The 15,037-nt window shown below is 59.3% G+C and carries 16 protein-coding genes; 3 read left to right on the top strand and 13 right to left on the bottom strand.

The annotated features are described in order from the left end of the window. Positions 1 to 82: 82 nt before the first annotated feature. The 9 genes from FEZ21_RS09630 to FEZ21_RS09590 form a co-directional block, all read right to left on the bottom strand. Complete coding sequence (locus tag FEZ21_RS09630) at positions 83 to 694, bottom strand: hypothetical protein (protein ID WP_029612302.1); 612 nt, start codon at positions 692 to 694, stop codon at positions 83 to 85. 25 nt (positions 695 to 719) lie between these two features. After that, a complete protein-coding gene (murB, locus tag FEZ21_RS09625; RefSeq protein ID WP_160626948.1) occupies positions 720 to 1,739 on the bottom strand; it encodes a UDP-N-acetylmuramate dehydrogenase in 1,020 nt (339 codons plus the stop codon). Beyond that, positions 1,736 to 2,200: a low molecular weight protein-tyrosine-phosphatase gene (locus FEZ21_RS09620; protein WP_003442536.1), complete on the bottom strand. Its 465-nt coding sequence runs from the start codon at positions 2,198 to 2,200 to the stop codon at positions 1,736 to 1,738. The genes murB and FEZ21_RS09620 overlap by 4 nt, the downstream gene beginning before the upstream one ends. After that, positions 2,200 to 2,964, bottom strand: coding sequence for a 3-deoxy-manno-octulosonate cytidylyltransferase (gene kdsB, locus FEZ21_RS09615; protein WP_003442538.1), 765 nt, complete (start codon positions 2,962 to 2,964; stop codon positions 2,200 to 2,202). The genes FEZ21_RS09620 and kdsB overlap by 1 nt, the downstream gene beginning before the upstream one ends. Beyond that, positions 2,961 to 3,146, bottom strand: coding sequence for a Trm112 family protein (locus FEZ21_RS09610; RefSeq protein WP_003442540.1), 186 nt, complete (start codon positions 3,144 to 3,146; stop codon positions 2,961 to 2,963). Before FEZ21_RS09610 ends, kdsB begins: the two co-directional genes overlap by 4 nt. A 26-nt stretch (positions 3,147 to 3,172) precedes the next feature. Beyond that, positions 3,173 to 4,183, bottom strand: a complete 1,011-nt coding sequence (gene lpxK, locus FEZ21_RS09605; protein WP_003442551.1) for a tetraacyldisaccharide 4'-kinase — start codon at positions 4,181 to 4,183, stop codon at positions 3,173 to 3,175. Next, a complete protein-coding gene (locus FEZ21_RS09600) occupies positions 4,183 to 4,611 on the bottom strand; it encodes a biopolymer transporter ExbD (protein WP_003442553.1) in 429 nt (142 codons plus the stop codon). The genes lpxK and FEZ21_RS09600 overlap by 1 nt, the downstream gene beginning before the upstream one ends. After that, a complete protein-coding gene (locus FEZ21_RS09595; RefSeq protein WP_003442555.1) occupies positions 4,608 to 5,243 on the bottom strand; it encodes a MotA/TolQ/ExbB proton channel family protein in 636 nt (211 codons plus the stop codon). Before FEZ21_RS09595 ends, FEZ21_RS09600 begins: the two co-directional genes overlap by 4 nt. Positions 5,244 to 5,361: 118 nt before the next feature. Beyond that, positions 5,362 to 7,578 carry a DNA internalization-related competence protein ComEC/Rec2 gene (locus FEZ21_RS09590; RefSeq protein ID WP_178092366.1) on the bottom strand — a complete coding sequence of 739 codons (2,217 nt, stop codon included), beginning with the start codon at positions 7,576 to 7,578 and terminating at the stop codon, positions 5,362 to 5,364. 133 nt (positions 7,579 to 7,711) lie between these two features. Between FEZ21_RS09590 and FEZ21_RS09585 the strand changes: the two genes are divergently transcribed. After that, the gene (locus FEZ21_RS09585) at positions 7,712 to 8,227 is read left to right on the top strand and encodes a DUF2062 domain-containing protein (RefSeq protein WP_003442559.1); all 516 of its coding nucleotides are present in this window, start codon (positions 7,712 to 7,714) and stop codon (positions 8,225 to 8,227) included. A gap of 218 nt (positions 8,228 to 8,445) precedes the next feature. Here the strand turns inward: FEZ21_RS09585 and FEZ21_RS09580 are convergent, their stop codons facing one another. The 3 genes from FEZ21_RS09580 to FEZ21_RS09570 all read right to left on the bottom strand — a co-directional run bounded on the left by FEZ21_RS09580 (position 8,446) and on the right by FEZ21_RS09570 (position 10,924). Continuing rightward, a complete protein-coding gene (locus tag FEZ21_RS09580) occupies positions 8,446 to 9,225 on the bottom strand; it encodes an ABC transporter permease (protein WP_003442560.1) in 780 nt (259 codons plus the stop codon). Then, a complete protein-coding gene (locus FEZ21_RS09575) occupies positions 9,222 to 10,154 on the bottom strand; it encodes an ABC transporter ATP-binding protein (protein WP_003442562.1) in 933 nt (310 codons plus the stop codon). Before FEZ21_RS09575 ends, FEZ21_RS09580 begins: the two co-directional genes overlap by 4 nt. A 146-nt stretch (positions 10,155 to 10,300) precedes the next feature. Beyond that, entirely contained in the window at positions 10,301 to 10,924 is a 624-nt protein-coding gene (locus FEZ21_RS09570) for a glutathione S-transferase family protein (protein ID WP_003442564.1), read from the bottom strand. Positions 10,925 to 11,073: 149 nt separating this feature from the next. On the opposite strand from FEZ21_RS09570, the gene FEZ21_RS09565 reads away from it, so the two are divergent. Together FEZ21_RS09565 and FEZ21_RS09560 are read left to right on the top strand one after the other, a co-directional pair. Then, positions 11,074 to 13,521: an acyl-CoA dehydrogenase gene (locus tag FEZ21_RS09565; RefSeq protein ID WP_160626946.1), complete on the top strand. Its 2,448-nt coding sequence runs from the start codon at positions 11,074 to 11,076 to the stop codon at positions 13,519 to 13,521. 62 nt (positions 13,522 to 13,583) lie between these two features. Next, positions 13,584 to 14,000, top strand: a complete 417-nt coding sequence (locus tag FEZ21_RS09560) for a PA2817 family protein (RefSeq protein WP_003442567.1) — start codon at positions 13,584 to 13,586, stop codon at positions 13,998 to 14,000. A 90-nt stretch (positions 14,001 to 14,090) separates the two neighbouring features. Here the strand turns inward: FEZ21_RS09560 and FEZ21_RS09555 are convergent, their stop codons facing one another. Continuing rightward, on the bottom strand, positions 14,091 to 15,017 hold the full coding sequence (locus FEZ21_RS09555; RefSeq protein ID WP_003442568.1) for a LysR family transcriptional regulator: 927 nt from the start codon (positions 15,015 to 15,017) through the stop codon (positions 14,091 to 14,093). Between the last annotated feature and the right edge of the window lie 20 nt (positions 15,018 to 15,037).

The following is a 15,037-nucleotide window of genomic DNA, read 5'->3' as shown; positions in this document are numbered from 1 at the left end:
AACTGGCGGGGCTTTTTTTATTTCCGTTGTCTACCGCATCAACTGCAGGAGCGAGCTTGCTCCTACAATGAATTGCGGGGAGCTAGAAGAACCAGAACGAACGCCTGTTACGCTCCAGCTCGCCGCGGCACTGGTTAAGCTGCGCACCATAGGTTTTCGACTGCTGCTCAACTTTACGGGCCACCTGCATCAGCCAGGGTTTGGCACGGTATGTATTGCGACTGTAACCGCCCCTGCCCTCGTGATACGCCAGATACTGGTTGTAGGTATCCCATTTGGAAATCCCCAACTGCTGCTGGGTACCTGCGGCATACCATCCGATAAACATGATGGCATCGGCAAAGTTATCGCGAGAACCGCCACTGCCCATGCTTCGCTCGAAATCCTTCCAGGCCGGCGGTTGAGCTTGCGCGTAGCCGTATGACGGGCTGACCCTGCCCCACGGGATTACCCACAACAGATAAGCGCGGGGAGGAAGCGCATCAGCGACAAAACTGCTTTCCTGTTTCATGATCGCCATCGCCACATGGGGAGGCGTTCCCCAGCGGCTCTGCATCGCGACCGAGTCCTTGTACCAGGCAGGATACTGACGATAGATACTGCATAGATTGCCCTGGTCTTTGGGCGGAGCTGTCGTACACCCGGTTAATGTCACCAGGGTCAGCGCTAACGCCCATGCCGGTATTTGCTTCATTTATTATCCAGATCGGGAGAAGCCATTAATACAGGTTCGGTTCCATCTCCAGCTGCACCGCAAAGCGCCGCTCGATATCTTCCTGAATGCGTCGGGCCAGGGCCAGCAACTGCAAACCGCTGGCCGAGCCATAGTTGACCAATACCAGCGACTGCAAACGATGCACTCCGGCGTCAGCCTCACGAAAGCCTTTCCACCCCGCGGCTTCGATCAACCAGCCGGCGGCCAGCTTCACTCGGCCATCAGCTTGTGGGTAACCGATAATGCCGGGATGCGCCAGTTTCAGCTCAGCGGCCAGCGCAGCTGACACCAGCGGATTTTTAAAGAAGCTGCCTGCGTTACCCAGTACCGCCGGGTCCGGCAGCTTCTCACTGCGGATACTGCTGATGGCACGGCTCACGTCGGTCGCCGTCGGCTGTTCGATACCCTGCTCACTCAGGCGCTGGCGTACAGGTCCGTACTCCAGATGCAGCCTTGCGGCACGGCTCAGGACAAACCGGACCCGCAGAATCACCCAGCGCCCCGGCTGTTGTTTGAACACGCTGTCACGGTAGCCAAAGTCGCAGTCCGCCAGGGTGAAATCGCGCAGCTCGCCGGTTTGCCGATCAAGTGCGGTCAGCCCCGCAAAAACGTCCTTGATCTCAACGCCGTAAGCGCCGATGTTCTGTACCGGCGCGGCACCCACGGTTCCAGGAATCAAACTGAGGTTTTCCAGCCCCGACAGGCCTTGCTCCAGGGTCCACAACACAAAGGCATGCCACACCTCGCCCGCTTCGGCCTCGACCACCACTTCCCGACCATCGTCTTCAACCTGGCGAATGCCACGGCTAGCCATGCGCAGCACCAGCGCAGGGACATCCCTGGTCAGCAGCAAGTTGCTACCGCCGCCGATCACCAGCAAAGGCAAATTGCGCTGCGCCGAGCACTGCAATGCCTCGCGCACGTCGTCATCGCTACAGGCCTCGGCATACAGGCTCGCGCGCACATCCACACCAAAGCTATTGAACGGCTTGAGCGACTCATCAACCTGCAACAGCAAACTCATAAACGCCCCTTCAGTTCAATCACCAGCAAATCGCATGCAGACTCAACCAGATCCAGCACCTCTTCAAAGCCTGCCTCACCGTCGTAATAAGGGTCGGGCACCTCGTCTTTAACGCCATCGAAACGACGCAGGAACAGGTCAAGCCCGGCCTTGCCGTTGGCAGGCTGCAAGGCTTTAAGGTCGCGCAGGTTGCTCAGGTCCATGGCCAGAATCAGGTCATAGTGATTGAAGTCGGCCGCGACCACCTGTTGCGCACGCTGCGCCGACAAATCGTAACCCCGCCGCATGGCTGCGCGCTGGGTACGCTTGTCCGGTGCCCCGCCTACGTGCCAGTTGCCCGTTCCTGCAGAAGCCACTTCAACACGCCCGGCCAGACCCGCTACCTGCAACTTGTGGCGCAGTACGCCTTCGGCCGTAGGAGAGCGACAGATATTACCCAGACAAACGAACAGGACGCGCATCAAGCCTCCAGCAAACGCCGAACGCGCTCGAGGTCTTCAATGGTATCGACACCGGCCGCAGGCGACTCGAGCACGTCGGCCACATGGATTCGTACACCATGCCAAAGTGCCCGCAGCTGCTCCAGACGCTCGGTGTTTTCGAGCCAGCAAGGGCCCCAGCTGACGAAGTCATGCAGGAAACCGGCGCGATAGGCGTAGATCCCGATATGGCGACGATAGGGCACGCCGGCAGGCAACTGCTCCGGGTGCGAAGCGAAATCATCACGGGCCCAGGGCAAGGTAGCCCGGCTGAATGTCAGCGCCAGCCCGTTGATATCACTGACCACCTTGACCACATTCGGGTTGAACAGGGTCTCGACGTCTGTGATCGGCTCGGCCAGCGTCGCCATGCTTGCTTCGCTGTGGGCCGCCAGGTTGATCGCGACCTGATCAATCAGTTGCGGTGGAATCAGCGGCTCGTCGCCCTGCACATTGACCACTATGGCATCGCTGGCCAGCCCCAGCTGGGTGGCCACTTCGGCCAGGCGATCGGTACCGGACTCGTGATCGGCACGGGTCAGCAATACTTCGGCACCAAACCCCTTGCAAGCCTCGACAATGCGCGCATCGTCAGTGGCCACTACCACCCGCTGCGCACTGCTTTTACAGGCCTGTTCCCAGACGTGTTGAACCATCGGCTTGCCGGCAATCGTCAGCAGCGGTTTGCCGGGCAAACGGGTCGACGCGAAGCGCGAGGGAATTACGACGGTAAAAACCGGAATCATTTATCCAGACGCTCATCAGTGCTGAGGGTGCGGGCTTCGGTTTCAAGCATCACCGGAATCCCGTCGCGGATCGGGTAAGCTAGGCCTGCACCCTTGCTGATCAGCTCGGTTTTATCGGCGCTGAGCTTGAGCGGGCCTTTGCAAACAGGGCACGCGAGGATATCGAGCAGCTTGGTGTCCATAAAATGTTCCCCTGAATAAAGATCGGTTAGGGCAAAAGACGATTGGGTAAAAGACGCAATAACTGCCGGTCAAACCACAGCACGAAGGCTTCGGACGGAACAGCGTCAACCGCCAGGTACCACCAGTCAGGTGACGCAAAGTCGCGGCACTTCACCGCGTCCTTTTCGGTCATGACCAGAGGCAATGGCGGCATGAAATTCAAGACCTCGGCACTATAGGGCGCATGGTCTGCAAAAGCATGGGCGATTGGCCGCCAGTGTAGCGTTTCGAGGGTGGTGAAGAAACGCTGCGGATTACCGATCCCTGCCACGGCATGCAAGGCCTGTTCAGGCGGGAAAAAGTCCAGCGCCTTGCGCTCGCCACTGAGCAGGTTGATCAGCGCAGTCGGCTGCAACTGAAACGCAAATCCACCTTGCGGGTCGCTGGCAGCGCCGTTATACAGCACCGCATCCACACTCAGTAATCGCTCCGCCGGTTCCCGCAACGGCCCCGCCGGCAGGCAATGACCATTGCCCAGGCCCCGGGCGTTATCGATCAGCACCAACTCCAGATCCCGGGCCAAGCGGTAATGCTGCAAACCGTCGTCCGAAAGAATCAGGTCCAGTGGCTCGCTGGCCAGCAAGGCTTGAACCGCACGACTGCGATCGGGGTCGATCATCAATGGTACGCCGGTTCGCTGCACGATCAGCAAGGGCTCGTCCCCCGCTATTCTGGCGCTGTGTTCGGCGCTGACACGCCACGGCAATTGAGGCGGCCTGGCGCCATATCCACGGCTCACCACCCCAACCCGCAGACCATTGCGCTGGCAATGCTCGATCAGCCACAAAATCAGCGGTGTTTTACCGGTACCGCCGACGGTGATATTGCCTACCACCACCAGCGGTACGGGCGCACGATAGATCTCGCCCTCTCCCGCGATAAAACGCGCGCGCTTGCGCTCTACCACTTTGCGGTACAGGCATTCCAGCGGGCTCAACAGCTTGAGCAGCGGATGCCCGGCATACCAGGCACGCAGCAAACGATCTGACATGGCCATCAGTGAGGCGCCTGCGCCTCAACGGTGGTCATGCGCAAATGGCTGAAGCCGAGCTTGCCGGCCGCATCCATCGCAATAATGACCGCCTGATGCTGGGTCTTGCCATCGGCACTGATCGACAATGGCAAGCTGGTATCGCCACCGGACTCCCTCTGCAGGGCCTCGATCAGGCTCGCCAGATCGTTTTTTGGCAGCAATTGGTCGTTCACCGAAAACACCCCGTCTGCGCTGATGGCGATATCCAGCTGCCTGGTGTTCTGCTCGTCACTGGGCGAGCCGGTGACGGCTTCCGGCAGATCCACCCGCAACTGGGTTTCGCGGGTAAAGGTGGTGGTTACGACAAAGAACAGCAACAGGATAAACACCACGTCAATCAACGACGCGAGGTTGATATCGACCGTTTCCCGTGGTTTGCGGCGAAACTTCACACTTTGCTCCCGACCATGTCGACTTCGCGGTCGCCTTGCACCACTTCGACCAGTTTGATCGCTTCCTGCTCCATGCCAACCACCAGTTCATCGACCCGGCGCTGCAGAAAGCGATGGAAGAACACCGCCGGAATACCGACCATCAGTCCCGCAGCAGTGGTAATCAGCGCTTTGGAAATACCGCCCGCGAGTATCGCAGCGTTGGTGGTCATGCCCGAGCCCATGAACGAACTGAAAATATCGATCATGCCCAGAACCGTGCCCAGCAGTCCCAGCAACGGCGCCATGGCGGCAATGGTGCCCAATGCATTGAGGTAACGTTCAAGCTCGTGAATGACCCGGGCGGCGGCCTCTTCGATGCATTCTTTCATGATCTCGCGACCATGCTTGGAGTTCGCCAGGCCGGCAGCCAGGATTTCACCCAATGGCGAATCGGCGCGCAATTGCTTGAGTTTTTCCTTGTCCAGCTGCTTGTCCTTGATCCAGACCCAGACCTGCCCGAGCAGATGGGGCGGAGTCACGCGGCTGGCACGCAGGGTCCACAGGCGCTCGACAATAATGCCCAGCGCGGCAACAGAGCTCAGAATGATCGGCAGCATCATCCAGCCGCCGGATTTGACCAGTTCCCACACAGTGAAAATCCCCTCGAAAAAGTGCGCCACTTTACCACATGATTGAACTCTCCCTCTTGTAGCAGCCATGCCTGTCTCGCCGCTTGGGCATGCAACGCACAGCAGCCGGCTTCAAGCATCAGTCACGCCAGAAACGGGGTTGATCGCGCAGACTCTCAGCCTTGCCGAAGGTGCCCAAGCGAAACCGCAGCGCTCCCTGCTCGGCACTGTCCAGTATCTGCACCCCCAACCCCTGATAGCGCGCCAGCACTTGAGGGTGCGGATGGCCAAAGCTGTTGCCGTGGCCCCGGGAGATCAGCACCACCCGGGGTGCCAGGGCCTTGAGCAAATCCACCGAGGATGACGTGCGACTGCCGTGGTGCGGGGCTTGCAGCCAGCGGGTGGGAACGCCCAACGAAGTTTGCAACAAGGCCCGTTCGGCCCGGGCGTCAATATCCCCCGTCAGCAGAAGCCGCTCGCCGCCGGCTTCAACCTGCATCACACAGGACCTCTGATTGCTGTCACTCGCCCCTGACCACTGCCAGAGCGAAAACTTCACGCCATCCCACTCCCAACTCTCGCCGCTGGTACAAGGCTGCGCCCGCAATGGCTCCGCCAACCCCGGCAACTCACCGCCGATGACCCGCAGGGCACCGACTTCCTGCTGTACCGCCAGGGCCCCGCCGGCGTGATCGGCGTGCGCGTGACTGATCAGCATCAGGTCCAGCCTGGCTATCCCCAGGGAACGCAACACCGGCACCACCACCCGCTCGCCCTGGTCAAAATCCCTTACTTTCGGTCCCGCGTCATAAAGCACGGCGTGATTGCGGGTGCGCAGGACAATGGCCAGCCCCTGCCCCACATCCAGCTGCCACACTTCAACCTGACCGCGAGGGATTTGCTCACGCGGGCTGAAAACTGCGAGCAGCACCAGCGGCCACCCCAGCGGCCGCAGTATCACGCCTGCCGGCAGCATCAACAGCAGCGCCCCGAAAGCACTCAACAGCCACACTGCCAAGGGAACTGTTACAGGCAACCAGGGGGAAAAATACCCGGCCAGCAAGGTCAGCCCCCTGATCAACCCATCAAGCAAACCGCCTGACACCCAAAGCAGGGTTTCGCCAAGCCAGGGCACCGGTAACAGCAACGTGCCCAGAAGTGCCGTGGGCAATACCAGCAGACTGATCCACGGCACAGCCACCAGATTGGCCAGCGGGCCGCTCAGGCTGATGGGCAAGCCCAGGATCCAGAGCATCGGAAACAGCCCCAGGGCAATCATTGCTTGGGGCCGGGCCCATGCCACGTGCCAGTCCCAGGGCCCCAGGCGCCCACTGAAGGTGAAAATCAGCACCGCCACGGCGGCGAAGGACAGCCAGAATCCCGGCATCAGACTGGCCAGCGGCTCAATGATCAACACCCCGTTGAGCGCCAGCAAAAACGGTAGCCAAACCCCCAGATGACGAAACCGCAGACGCCATATCAGCACCAGCCCCAGCATGACGCATGCCCGCTGAACCGGTACTTCAAAGCCTGCCAGCAAGCCGTAACCCAGCGCGCCGGCAAACCCCAGGCCACAGGCCCATGGCAGCCATGGCAGACGCCGCGGCCACCAGCCACGGCGTGCCAACCAGGCGACCAGACCGTAAATCAGTCCGGCACACAGCCCAATGTGCTGACCCGAGATCACCAGCAAGTGCACGGTTCCGGTTGCCTGCAGCAGCCTCCAGTCGTCACTGCTCAGGCCCGAGCTGTCGCCCATGACCAGCGCGGCGAGCCACGGCGCTCGCCCATTGGCATCGGTGTGCAGCACACGCTTGCGCAAATCGTCGCGCCAGGCATGACTGGCCGGTTCGAGCAGTTGACCCGCCTTGACAGTTCCAGTCGCGCCAATCCGCTGCGCCAGCAACCAGCCCTGATAATCAAAGCCCTGGGGATTAAGCAGACCCCGGGGCTGCTTGAGTTTCACCGCCAGCCGCCAGCGCTCGCCACTGTTGACCGGCGGCCCGCCGTACCAGCCCAGCCGGATAGTCCCGGGCAAAGCAGTGTGCCGCGAGCGGGCATCGCGCAATTCAAAGCGCACGGTGCTATCAGTCTGCCGGGGCAACCCGACTACACGCCCTTCAACCCACAGCGTTCGACCATCCAGCGCGCCGGGCAATCGATCATCCAGTGCACTCTGCCCCTGAAAACAGGCCCATGTCAGCCCGATCAGGAACAGCCCAAACGGATAGAAACGAAAGATGAGCAGCAACAGTCCCGCAACCAGCATTGACAACAACCACCCGCCCGGTGGCAACCCGGGTAAAAACCGCAACGCCATCAAACCCGACGCCAGTGCCAACATTCCCGTATGCATAACCCGATCCAATAAAGCCGTTTTATCGGATTAGTCGGAAGCTGCGCTCCAGGTTTTAAGAATTGTCACAAAGTCTGAACAAGCGGCTAGCTTAACTTGGGCATACTGCACTCTTACTCCGAGCGAGAAGCCTATGCCACGGCGGATTTTCAAACGCTACATGCCGGATCCGGCCAGCATCAGGGAACACAAGTCCTTACGTTTCCTGGGCACCTTGCTGCATGATCCCAACCTCTGGCACCTCAATCGGCACTCCGTTTCCCGTGCAATGGCGGTGGGGATCTTCGCCGCGTTTATTCCCATGCCTTTCCAGATGCTGCTGGCCGCCTTTCTGGCGATCACGGTGCGCAGCAACATGCCCATTTCGGTGAGTCTGGTCTGGCTGACCAACCCGATCACCATGCCCCCCGTGTTCTATTGCACTTACCAAATGGGGGCATGGCTGATGAATGTCCCGGCCCGCTCACTGCCCGACGAACTGACCTGGGAATGGATCAGCAGCCAGTTGTCCACCCTGTGGCAGCCATTTTTGCTTGGGTCAGTGGTGTGTGGCGTCGTACTCGGGGCGCTGGCCTATTGCCTGACCCAGTTGTACTGGCGCTGGTGGGTCAGCCGCCAATGGAAACGCCGACATAACAAGCGCCCATAAAAAAGGCCCCGTAAGGGTAATGCTGCTCACTTAAACGCCTGCTGTCTCAACTGCAGGAGCAAGCTTGTTTCGCGATGGTCTCCAGAGCGCCGTGTTCAACCTGTAAACACGCATTCTTGTTAACAATCATCGCGAGACAAACTCGCTCCTGCCAAGGCAGGGTTTATTCATGTGAACAGCATTAGCCGCTACGGGGCCTTTTGCATGCTGATGAAAGACTACTGGCGCATCCCGCGACCACTGACCAGCAAGCGTGCGCAAGCGATGTATAGCACGATCGTTGCCACCACCATAAAGGTCAGGGCCACGCTGATCTTTATGTCCGAAACCCCAAGAATGCCGTAGCGGAAGGCGTTGACCATGTGCAGCACCGGGTTGGCCAGCGATACGGTCTGCCAGAACGGCGGCAGCAGGGTAATTGAATAAAATACCCCGCCCAGGTACGTCAGCGGCGTCAGCACGAACGTCGGGATGATCGAGATATCGTCGAAGTTGCGCGCAAATACGGCGTTGATAAACCCCAGCAGAGAGAAGATCGTTGCCGTCAGCACCACCACAACTATGGTCAGGCCAAGGTGATGCACCTGCAAATGGGTGAAGAACAGTGACAGCAGAGTCACGATCACGCCCACCATCAACCCGCGCAGAATCCCGCCGACCGTGAAGCCGATCAAAATAGTGTGGGGCGATACCGGCGATACCATCAGCTCTTCAATCGAGCGCTGGAACTTGGCGCCAAAGAAGCTCGACACCACGTTGCCGTAGGAGTTGGTGATCACCGACATCATGATCAGGCCCGGTACGATGTACTCCATATAGGTGAAGCCACCCATATCACCGATTTGCCGACCGATCAGGTTGCCGAAAATTACAAAATACAAAACCATGGTAATCGCAGGCGGCAGCAGGGTTTGCGGCCAGATGCGGGTAAAACGCCGCACCTCACGATAAATAATGGTGTTCAACGCAATCAGGTTGGGGCGCAGCTCCGAGCTCATATCGCCACCTTTGCCAGGTTTTTCTCGACCAGCGACACGAATAACTCCTCAAGACGATTGGTTTTATTACGCAGGCTGACCACTTCAACGTTTTGAGCGGCCAACTGAGTGAACAGACCGGTAATGCCCACCGCTTTATCCACCTGCACTTCCAGGGTGTGATCGTCGAGCAACTGGCTCGGATAACCGATCAGTTGCACCGGCACCGCCTGCGGCTTCTTCAGGTCAAGCAAGAAGGTCTCGACATGCAGCTGGCCCAGCAATTGACGCATGCTGGTGTTCTCGACAATGGTGCCGTGATCGATGATCCCGATGTTGCGGCACAGCTGCTCAGCCTCTTCCAGGTAATGCGTGGTGAGGATGATGGTGGTGCCCTGCTCATTCAATTCGGTGAGGAAGGTCCACATTGAACGACGCAGCTCAATGTCCACGCCTGCAGTGGGCTCGTCGAGAATCAACAGCCGCGGCTCGTGCACCAGTGCCCGGGCAATCATCAGGCGCCGCTTCATGCCGCCCGACAACGAACGCGAAGGGGTTTCGCGCTTGTCCCAGAGCCCCAGTTGCGTCAGGTACTTCTCGGCGCGTTCCTTGGCGATTTTCGGCGGGATACCGTAATACCCGGCCTGGGTCACCACGATATCGAAGGTCTTTTCAAACTGATTGAAGTTGAACTCCTGCGGCACCACGCCAATACAGCGTTTGAGTGCCGCAGGGTCACGATCGAGATCATGGCCGAAGATATTCACTGTGCCGCTGGTCTTGTTGACCAGGGTAGAGAGAATGCCGATGGTGGTGGATTTGCCGGCGCCGTTGGGGCCCAGCAAGGCAAAAAAGTCACCTTCAGCAACATCCAGATCGATACCACTCAGGGCCTGGAAACCGTTGCCGTAGGTTTTGGTTAGCTGCCGTATGGACAGAGCGGAACTCATATCGGATTACGCACCAAGATGAAGGAAAGGGAGAGACCCAAGTAAGGACGAACTGTCTGCATGACAAGTCCGGCAAGGCCTTTAAACACCTCGTATGGTGCTTGGCCCGGCCGCACAAGTACAGTCGCCCGTATTAATAGTAGGTATTAAGTCAACGCAGTCATGACCGCACTGCGGTAGGCAGGACGCAGTTTCAAACGCTCATACCAGGCATTGAGATGCGGCAGGGACGGACGTTCGATGGGCATTTCAAACCAGGCGTAGATGAACGAGCCAAGCGGGATGTCACCCATACCGATTTCATCACCCGACAAGTAAGGTTTTTCAGACAGGGCCTGATCCACGATTTCCAGCAACTGCCCGCAAGCCTGGATGGCGGCATTGATCGCCACCCAATCCTGCTGCTCGGCCGGAGTACGCAAGACACCCCAAAATAGCGGGCGGAAGGCTGCGGCAAAGGAAGTGCTGGTCCAGTCCATCCATTTGTCCGCCTGGGCCCGCACCTTGGGATCGGTGGGATACCAGGACGTGTCCGCGCCATATTGGGCGGTCAGATAACGCACGATGACGTTGGATTCCCACAGCACGAAGCCGTCATCCTCGATCGTCGGCACTTGTCCATTCGGGTTCAACGCCCGGTATTGCGGGCTGTTTACCACGCCGAACGCACCACCTGCCTCTTCCCGACTGTAGGGCAGTGCCAGCTCTTCAATACACCACAAGGCCTTTCTGACATTTGACGAATTCTTGCGACCCCACACTTTCAGCATGACTCAACTCCTGATTGATAGACGCCACAGGAGTCTACGCCGGGACGTCGAACTCCGTCTCCCGCATGAGGTCACTATTGCAACTACCTTGATATGGACTTGCGACTAAGCTCACAAGGGTGCCTGAATGGCCTCACGGAGGATTGAATATGCTGTTGTTGTGGATTCTGGTTTTGATCGTGGGTGTAGCCTGGTTGGCCCACCGCCGCATCGCGCCCCTGACGTCCATGGCCGTGGTGGCGGTTTATCTGCTGGCCATGGGCATCATCGGCCATGTACCAGGCTGGCTACTGGTTATTTTGTGGGTATTACTGGCGGTTCCCGCTGCCCTGCTTCTGCTGCCCGACCTGCGCCGCAAACTGTTCACCGCGCCCCTGTTCAACTGGTTTCAGAAAACCCTGCCGCCCATGTCGCAAACCGAACGCGATGCCATCGATGCCGGGACCGTATGGTGGGATGGCCAGCTGTTCAGTGGCCGTCCCGACTGGGAACAGTTGCTGGCCTACCCCAAGGTGCAGTTGACCGAAGAAGAGCAAGTCTTCATCGATGGCCCGACCGAAGAACTGTGTGCAATGGTCAGCGACTGGGAAATCGGTCAGGCCATGGATTTGCCACCCGAGGCCTGGGCCCATATCAAAACCCACGGTTTTTTTGCCCTGATCATTCCCAAGGAGTTCGGCGGTAAGGGTTTCTCGGCCTACGCCCATTCCCAGGTCGCCATGAAACTGGCTACCCGCAGCGGTGATCTGGCCTCTACGGTAATGGTCCCCAACTCCCTGGGCCCGGCGGAACTGCTGCTGCATTACGGCACCGACGAGCAGCGCAACCATTATCTGCCACGACTGGCCCGCGGCGATGATATCCCCTGTTTTGCCCTGACCGGTCCACTGGCGGGCTCCGATGCGGGCGCCATGCCCGACACCGGGATCATTTGCAAAGGCCAGTGGCAAGGCGAAGAAGTACTCGGCCTGCGCCTGAACTGGGAAAAGCGCTATATCACCCTCGGCCCCGTTGCCACCCTGCTGGGCCTGGCGTTCAAGGCCCACGACCCGGACCACCTGCTGGGCGACAAAGAAGACCTGGGCATCAGCCTGGCACTGATCCCCACAGATACCCCGGGGGTTGAGATCGGGCGCCGGCACTTGCCGCTGGGCGCGGCATTCATGAATGGCCCGAACTCGGGCAAAGACGTGTTTATCCCGCTGGACTACCTGATCGGTGGCCAGGAAATGCTCGGCAAAGGCTGGATGATGTTGATGAACTGCCTGTCGGTCGGGCGCTCCATATCACTGCCCGCGGTCGGCACCGGGGCTGCCAAGTTCACCAGCCTGGTGACCGGCCAGTACGCGCAAGTACGTGAACAGTTCAACGTGCCCCTGGCCGCTTTTGAAGGCATCCAGGAAGCCCTGGCACGGATTGGCGGCAATGCCTGGCTGATGGACAGCGCGCGCATGCTGACTGCCAATGCCGTGGACCTGGGCGAAAAACCTTCAGTGCTGTCGGCCATCCTCAAGTACCACCTCACCGAGCGCGGCCGTGAATGCATCGGCCACGCCATGGACGTGCATGGCGGCAAGGGCATCATCATGGGGCCCAACAATTACCTGGGGCGCAACTGGCAAGGGGCGCCGATTTTCATCACCGTGGAAGGTGCGAACATTCTGTCGCGCAACCTGATGATCTTTGGTCAGGGCGCGATTCGTTGCCATCCTTTTGTACTCAAGGAAATGGCCCTGGCCGGGCGTGAAGACAAAGACCAGGCCCTGCTGGAGTTTGATGGCCTGCTGCTCAAGCACATCGGCTTTGCCGTGAGTAATGCGGCCAGCACCCTGGTGCTGAACCTGGGCCTTGGCCGTTTCGAACACGCCCCCGGCAATGCCCTGAGCCAGGGTTACTTCCGCGCCCTGAACCGTCAGGCAGCGGCCTTTGCGATGCTCGCAGACTTGAGCATGATGCTGCTCGGTGGTGAACTTAAACGTCGCGAGCGCTTGTCGGCGCGCCTGGGTGATGTGCTCAGCCACATGTATCTGGCCTCGGCCGCCCTGAAGCGCTATCACGATCTGGACTCCCCCGAGTACCTCAACCCGCTGTTCCGGTGGGCCATGGAAGAAAGCCTGGGCCACGCCGAACGTGCCCTGGACGAACTGCTGAAAAACTTCCCGAGCCGTGCGCTGGGCTGTGCGTTGCGGGTCGTGGTGTTCCCGTTCGGCCGTCGCCATACCGGACCGTCGGATGCACTGGATGCTGAAGTGGCCGCCGTACTGGGTCGCACCAAAGGCGATCCGGCCCTGGAAGCCGTGCTTGCCGGCTGCTATCGCCCGCAGTCACCGGACGATGCGGTAGGCGCCCTGCAACACGCCTGCGACCTGCTCAAAGCCGCACATCCACTGCACAAAAAACTCCACGACGGATTGAAAAGCGGCCAGGTCAAACCGGCTGCGGGCGAACCGCCTATCGATTCGGCATTGCAGGCAGGTGTACTGCAACCGGCCGAAGCCGAGACTTTACGCACCGCAGAAGCCGCGCGGCGCAAGGTGATCGACGTGGATGACTTCAGCAAAGAGCAGCTCACCCACAGCGAAGGAAAGATTCGCTAGCAGGACAGCAGGCGCCGGGGGCTTTATACTCCGGCGCCCGTTTTGCTCTAGAGGACACCGCAATGGCCACCAACGATCTCAACCATAACCTAGCCCTGCTCGATATGTTGCGCAGTATCCTGGTTGCTGTCGGTGATGCCGAACAGATCCCGGAAGAAAGCCATGCCCTGTTCCTGGAACGCTTCGATGAAATGAAAAGCGGCCTGCTGACCGACTTTGACAGCAGCCAGTATCTGGGCCAGGATATCCTGTGTCAGGTGATCGAACGCTATCCGCAAATCGCCCACCTGGTACCTCGCGATTTGCTGTGGTTCTTCGGCGGCGCGTGCTTTAACTTCTTGTCCGATGAAGAGCTGGACATGTACGAAGCCCTGGAAGAACGTCGCTTTGAAGCCGAACAAAACGGCGAACCATTCGACTGGAACCAGGAAAAGCAATTTATGGCGCTACCGACCAACGAAGACAGCCCGCAGCACTGATTGACGCGCCAGGCGCCCGATTCTAAAAGCCCGCCCGGTTTACCTGGCGGGCTTTTTTGTGCCTCCAGTACTGATGCCCCCATGCCACTGTCAGGGCCGCAGCGGTTCTTGCCCCAGGCGCTCCACCAGATAATCGATAAACACCCGCAATTTGGGTGGCATATAGCGCGAAGGGGCATGCAACAACCACGCAGCTCCGTGGTAGGAGGCGATAAAATTCCACGCCGGCAGCACTTGCACAATCAGCCCCTGCTCCAGCGCCTGACACGCCGTGAAGTACGGCAGACTGCCAATCCCGATATGCTGCAACACCGCGTCCAGCCTTACGCCCGTATGGTTGGCCGCATAACGGCCACGTACCCCGACTGTCACTGACTTGGCGCCCTGCCTGAACTTCCAGCGCGCATCCGCCGGGGTCTCCCCCAGATAAATACAGCTGTGATCACGCAGGTCCTCAGGCTGTTGCGGCACCCCGTGCTCTGCCAGATAACCCGGCGTGGCACACAGCAAATGCTCAATCACAAACAGCTGGCGTCCCACCAGGCCCGGTGGCGGCTGATCGGTAATGCGGATGCTCAGGTCAACGTTGTCATCGATCAGGTCGACATAGCGATCTTCAAGAATTAATTGCACATCAACCCCGGGATAGCGCCGCAAGAACTCGGGCATATGCGGGTGTATCACATAGCGACCCACGGCTTTGGGCACGCTGACCCGGATCAGCCCTTCGGCCTCCAGGGTAAAGCGCCCGCTTAAATCCATCACTGACTGCGCCGCGCCCGTTACCTCAAGGCAGCGCTTGAAAACCTCTTCTCCGGCATCGCTGAGGCGCAACTTGCGCGTAGTCCGTTGCAGCAAACGGATGGCCAGAGCTTTTTCCAGCCGCGAAATACTGCGACTGACCGCTGAAGGCGACATTGAAAGCTGACGCGAAGCTGCGGAAAAACTCCCGGCCTCGACCACCTTTACGAAAATCACCATTTCAGCCAATAACGACAGCGGGAGATTTATGCTCACAACGCACAGGTCCATTGAAA

It is taken from the genome of Pseudomonas sp. 9.1(2019) (assembly GCF_009910445.1).
GTDB lineage: Bacteria > Pseudomonadota > Gammaproteobacteria > Pseudomonadales > Pseudomonadaceae > Aquipseudomonas > Aquipseudomonas paraversuta.
Note: the sequence above shows the minus strand (reverse complement) of the source record. Positions and strands in the feature narration are given on the sequence as shown.

Bases quoted from the DNA above. Each gene is read 5' to 3' on its own strand.
- FEZ21_RS09620 (WP_003442536.1), bottom strand. From the start codon at position 2,200: ATGCGCGTCCTGTTCGTTTGTCTGGGTAATATCTGTCGCTCTCCTACG.
- kdsB (WP_003442538.1), bottom strand. From the start codon at position 2,964: ATGATTCCGGTTTTTACCGTCGTAATTCCCTCGCGCTTCGCGTCGACC.
- murB (WP_160626948.1), bottom strand. From the start codon at position 1,739: ATGAGTTTGCTGTTGCAGGTTGATGAGTCGCTCAAGCCGTTCAATAGC.
- FEZ21_RS09630 (WP_029612302.1), bottom strand. From the start codon at position 694: ATGAAGCAAATACCGGCATGGGCGTTAGCGCTGACCCTGGTGACATTA.
- lpxK (WP_003442551.1), bottom strand. From the start codon at position 4,183: ATGGCCATGTCAGATCGTTTGCTGCGTGCCTGGTATGCCGGGCATCCG.
- FEZ21_RS09570 (WP_003442564.1), bottom strand. From the start codon at position 10,924: ATGCTGAAAGTGTGGGGTCGCAAGAATTCGTCAAATGTCAGAAAGGCC.
- FEZ21_RS09565 (WP_160626946.1), top strand. From the start codon at position 11,074: ATGCTGTTGTTGTGGATTCTGGTTTTGATCGTGGGTGTAGCCTGGTTG.
- FEZ21_RS09590 (WP_178092366.1), bottom strand. From the start codon at position 7,578: ATGCATACGGGAATGTTGGCACTGGCGTCGGGTTTGATGGCGTTGCGG.
- FEZ21_RS09610 (WP_003442540.1), bottom strand. From the start codon at position 3,146: ATGGACACCAAGCTGCTCGATATCCTCGCGTGCCCTGTTTGCAAAGGC.
- FEZ21_RS09585 (WP_003442559.1), top strand. From the start codon at position 7,712: ATGCCACGGCGGATTTTCAAACGCTACATGCCGGATCCGGCCAGCATC.
- FEZ21_RS09560 (WP_003442567.1), top strand. From the start codon at position 13,584: ATGGCCACCAACGATCTCAACCATAACCTAGCCCTGCTCGATATGTTG.
- FEZ21_RS09575 (WP_003442562.1), bottom strand. From the start codon at position 10,154: ATGAGTTCCGCTCTGTCCATACGGCAGCTAACCAAAACCTACGGCAAC.
- FEZ21_RS09580 (WP_003442560.1), bottom strand. From the start codon at position 9,225: ATGAGCTCGGAGCTGCGCCCCAACCTGATTGCGTTGAACACCATTATT.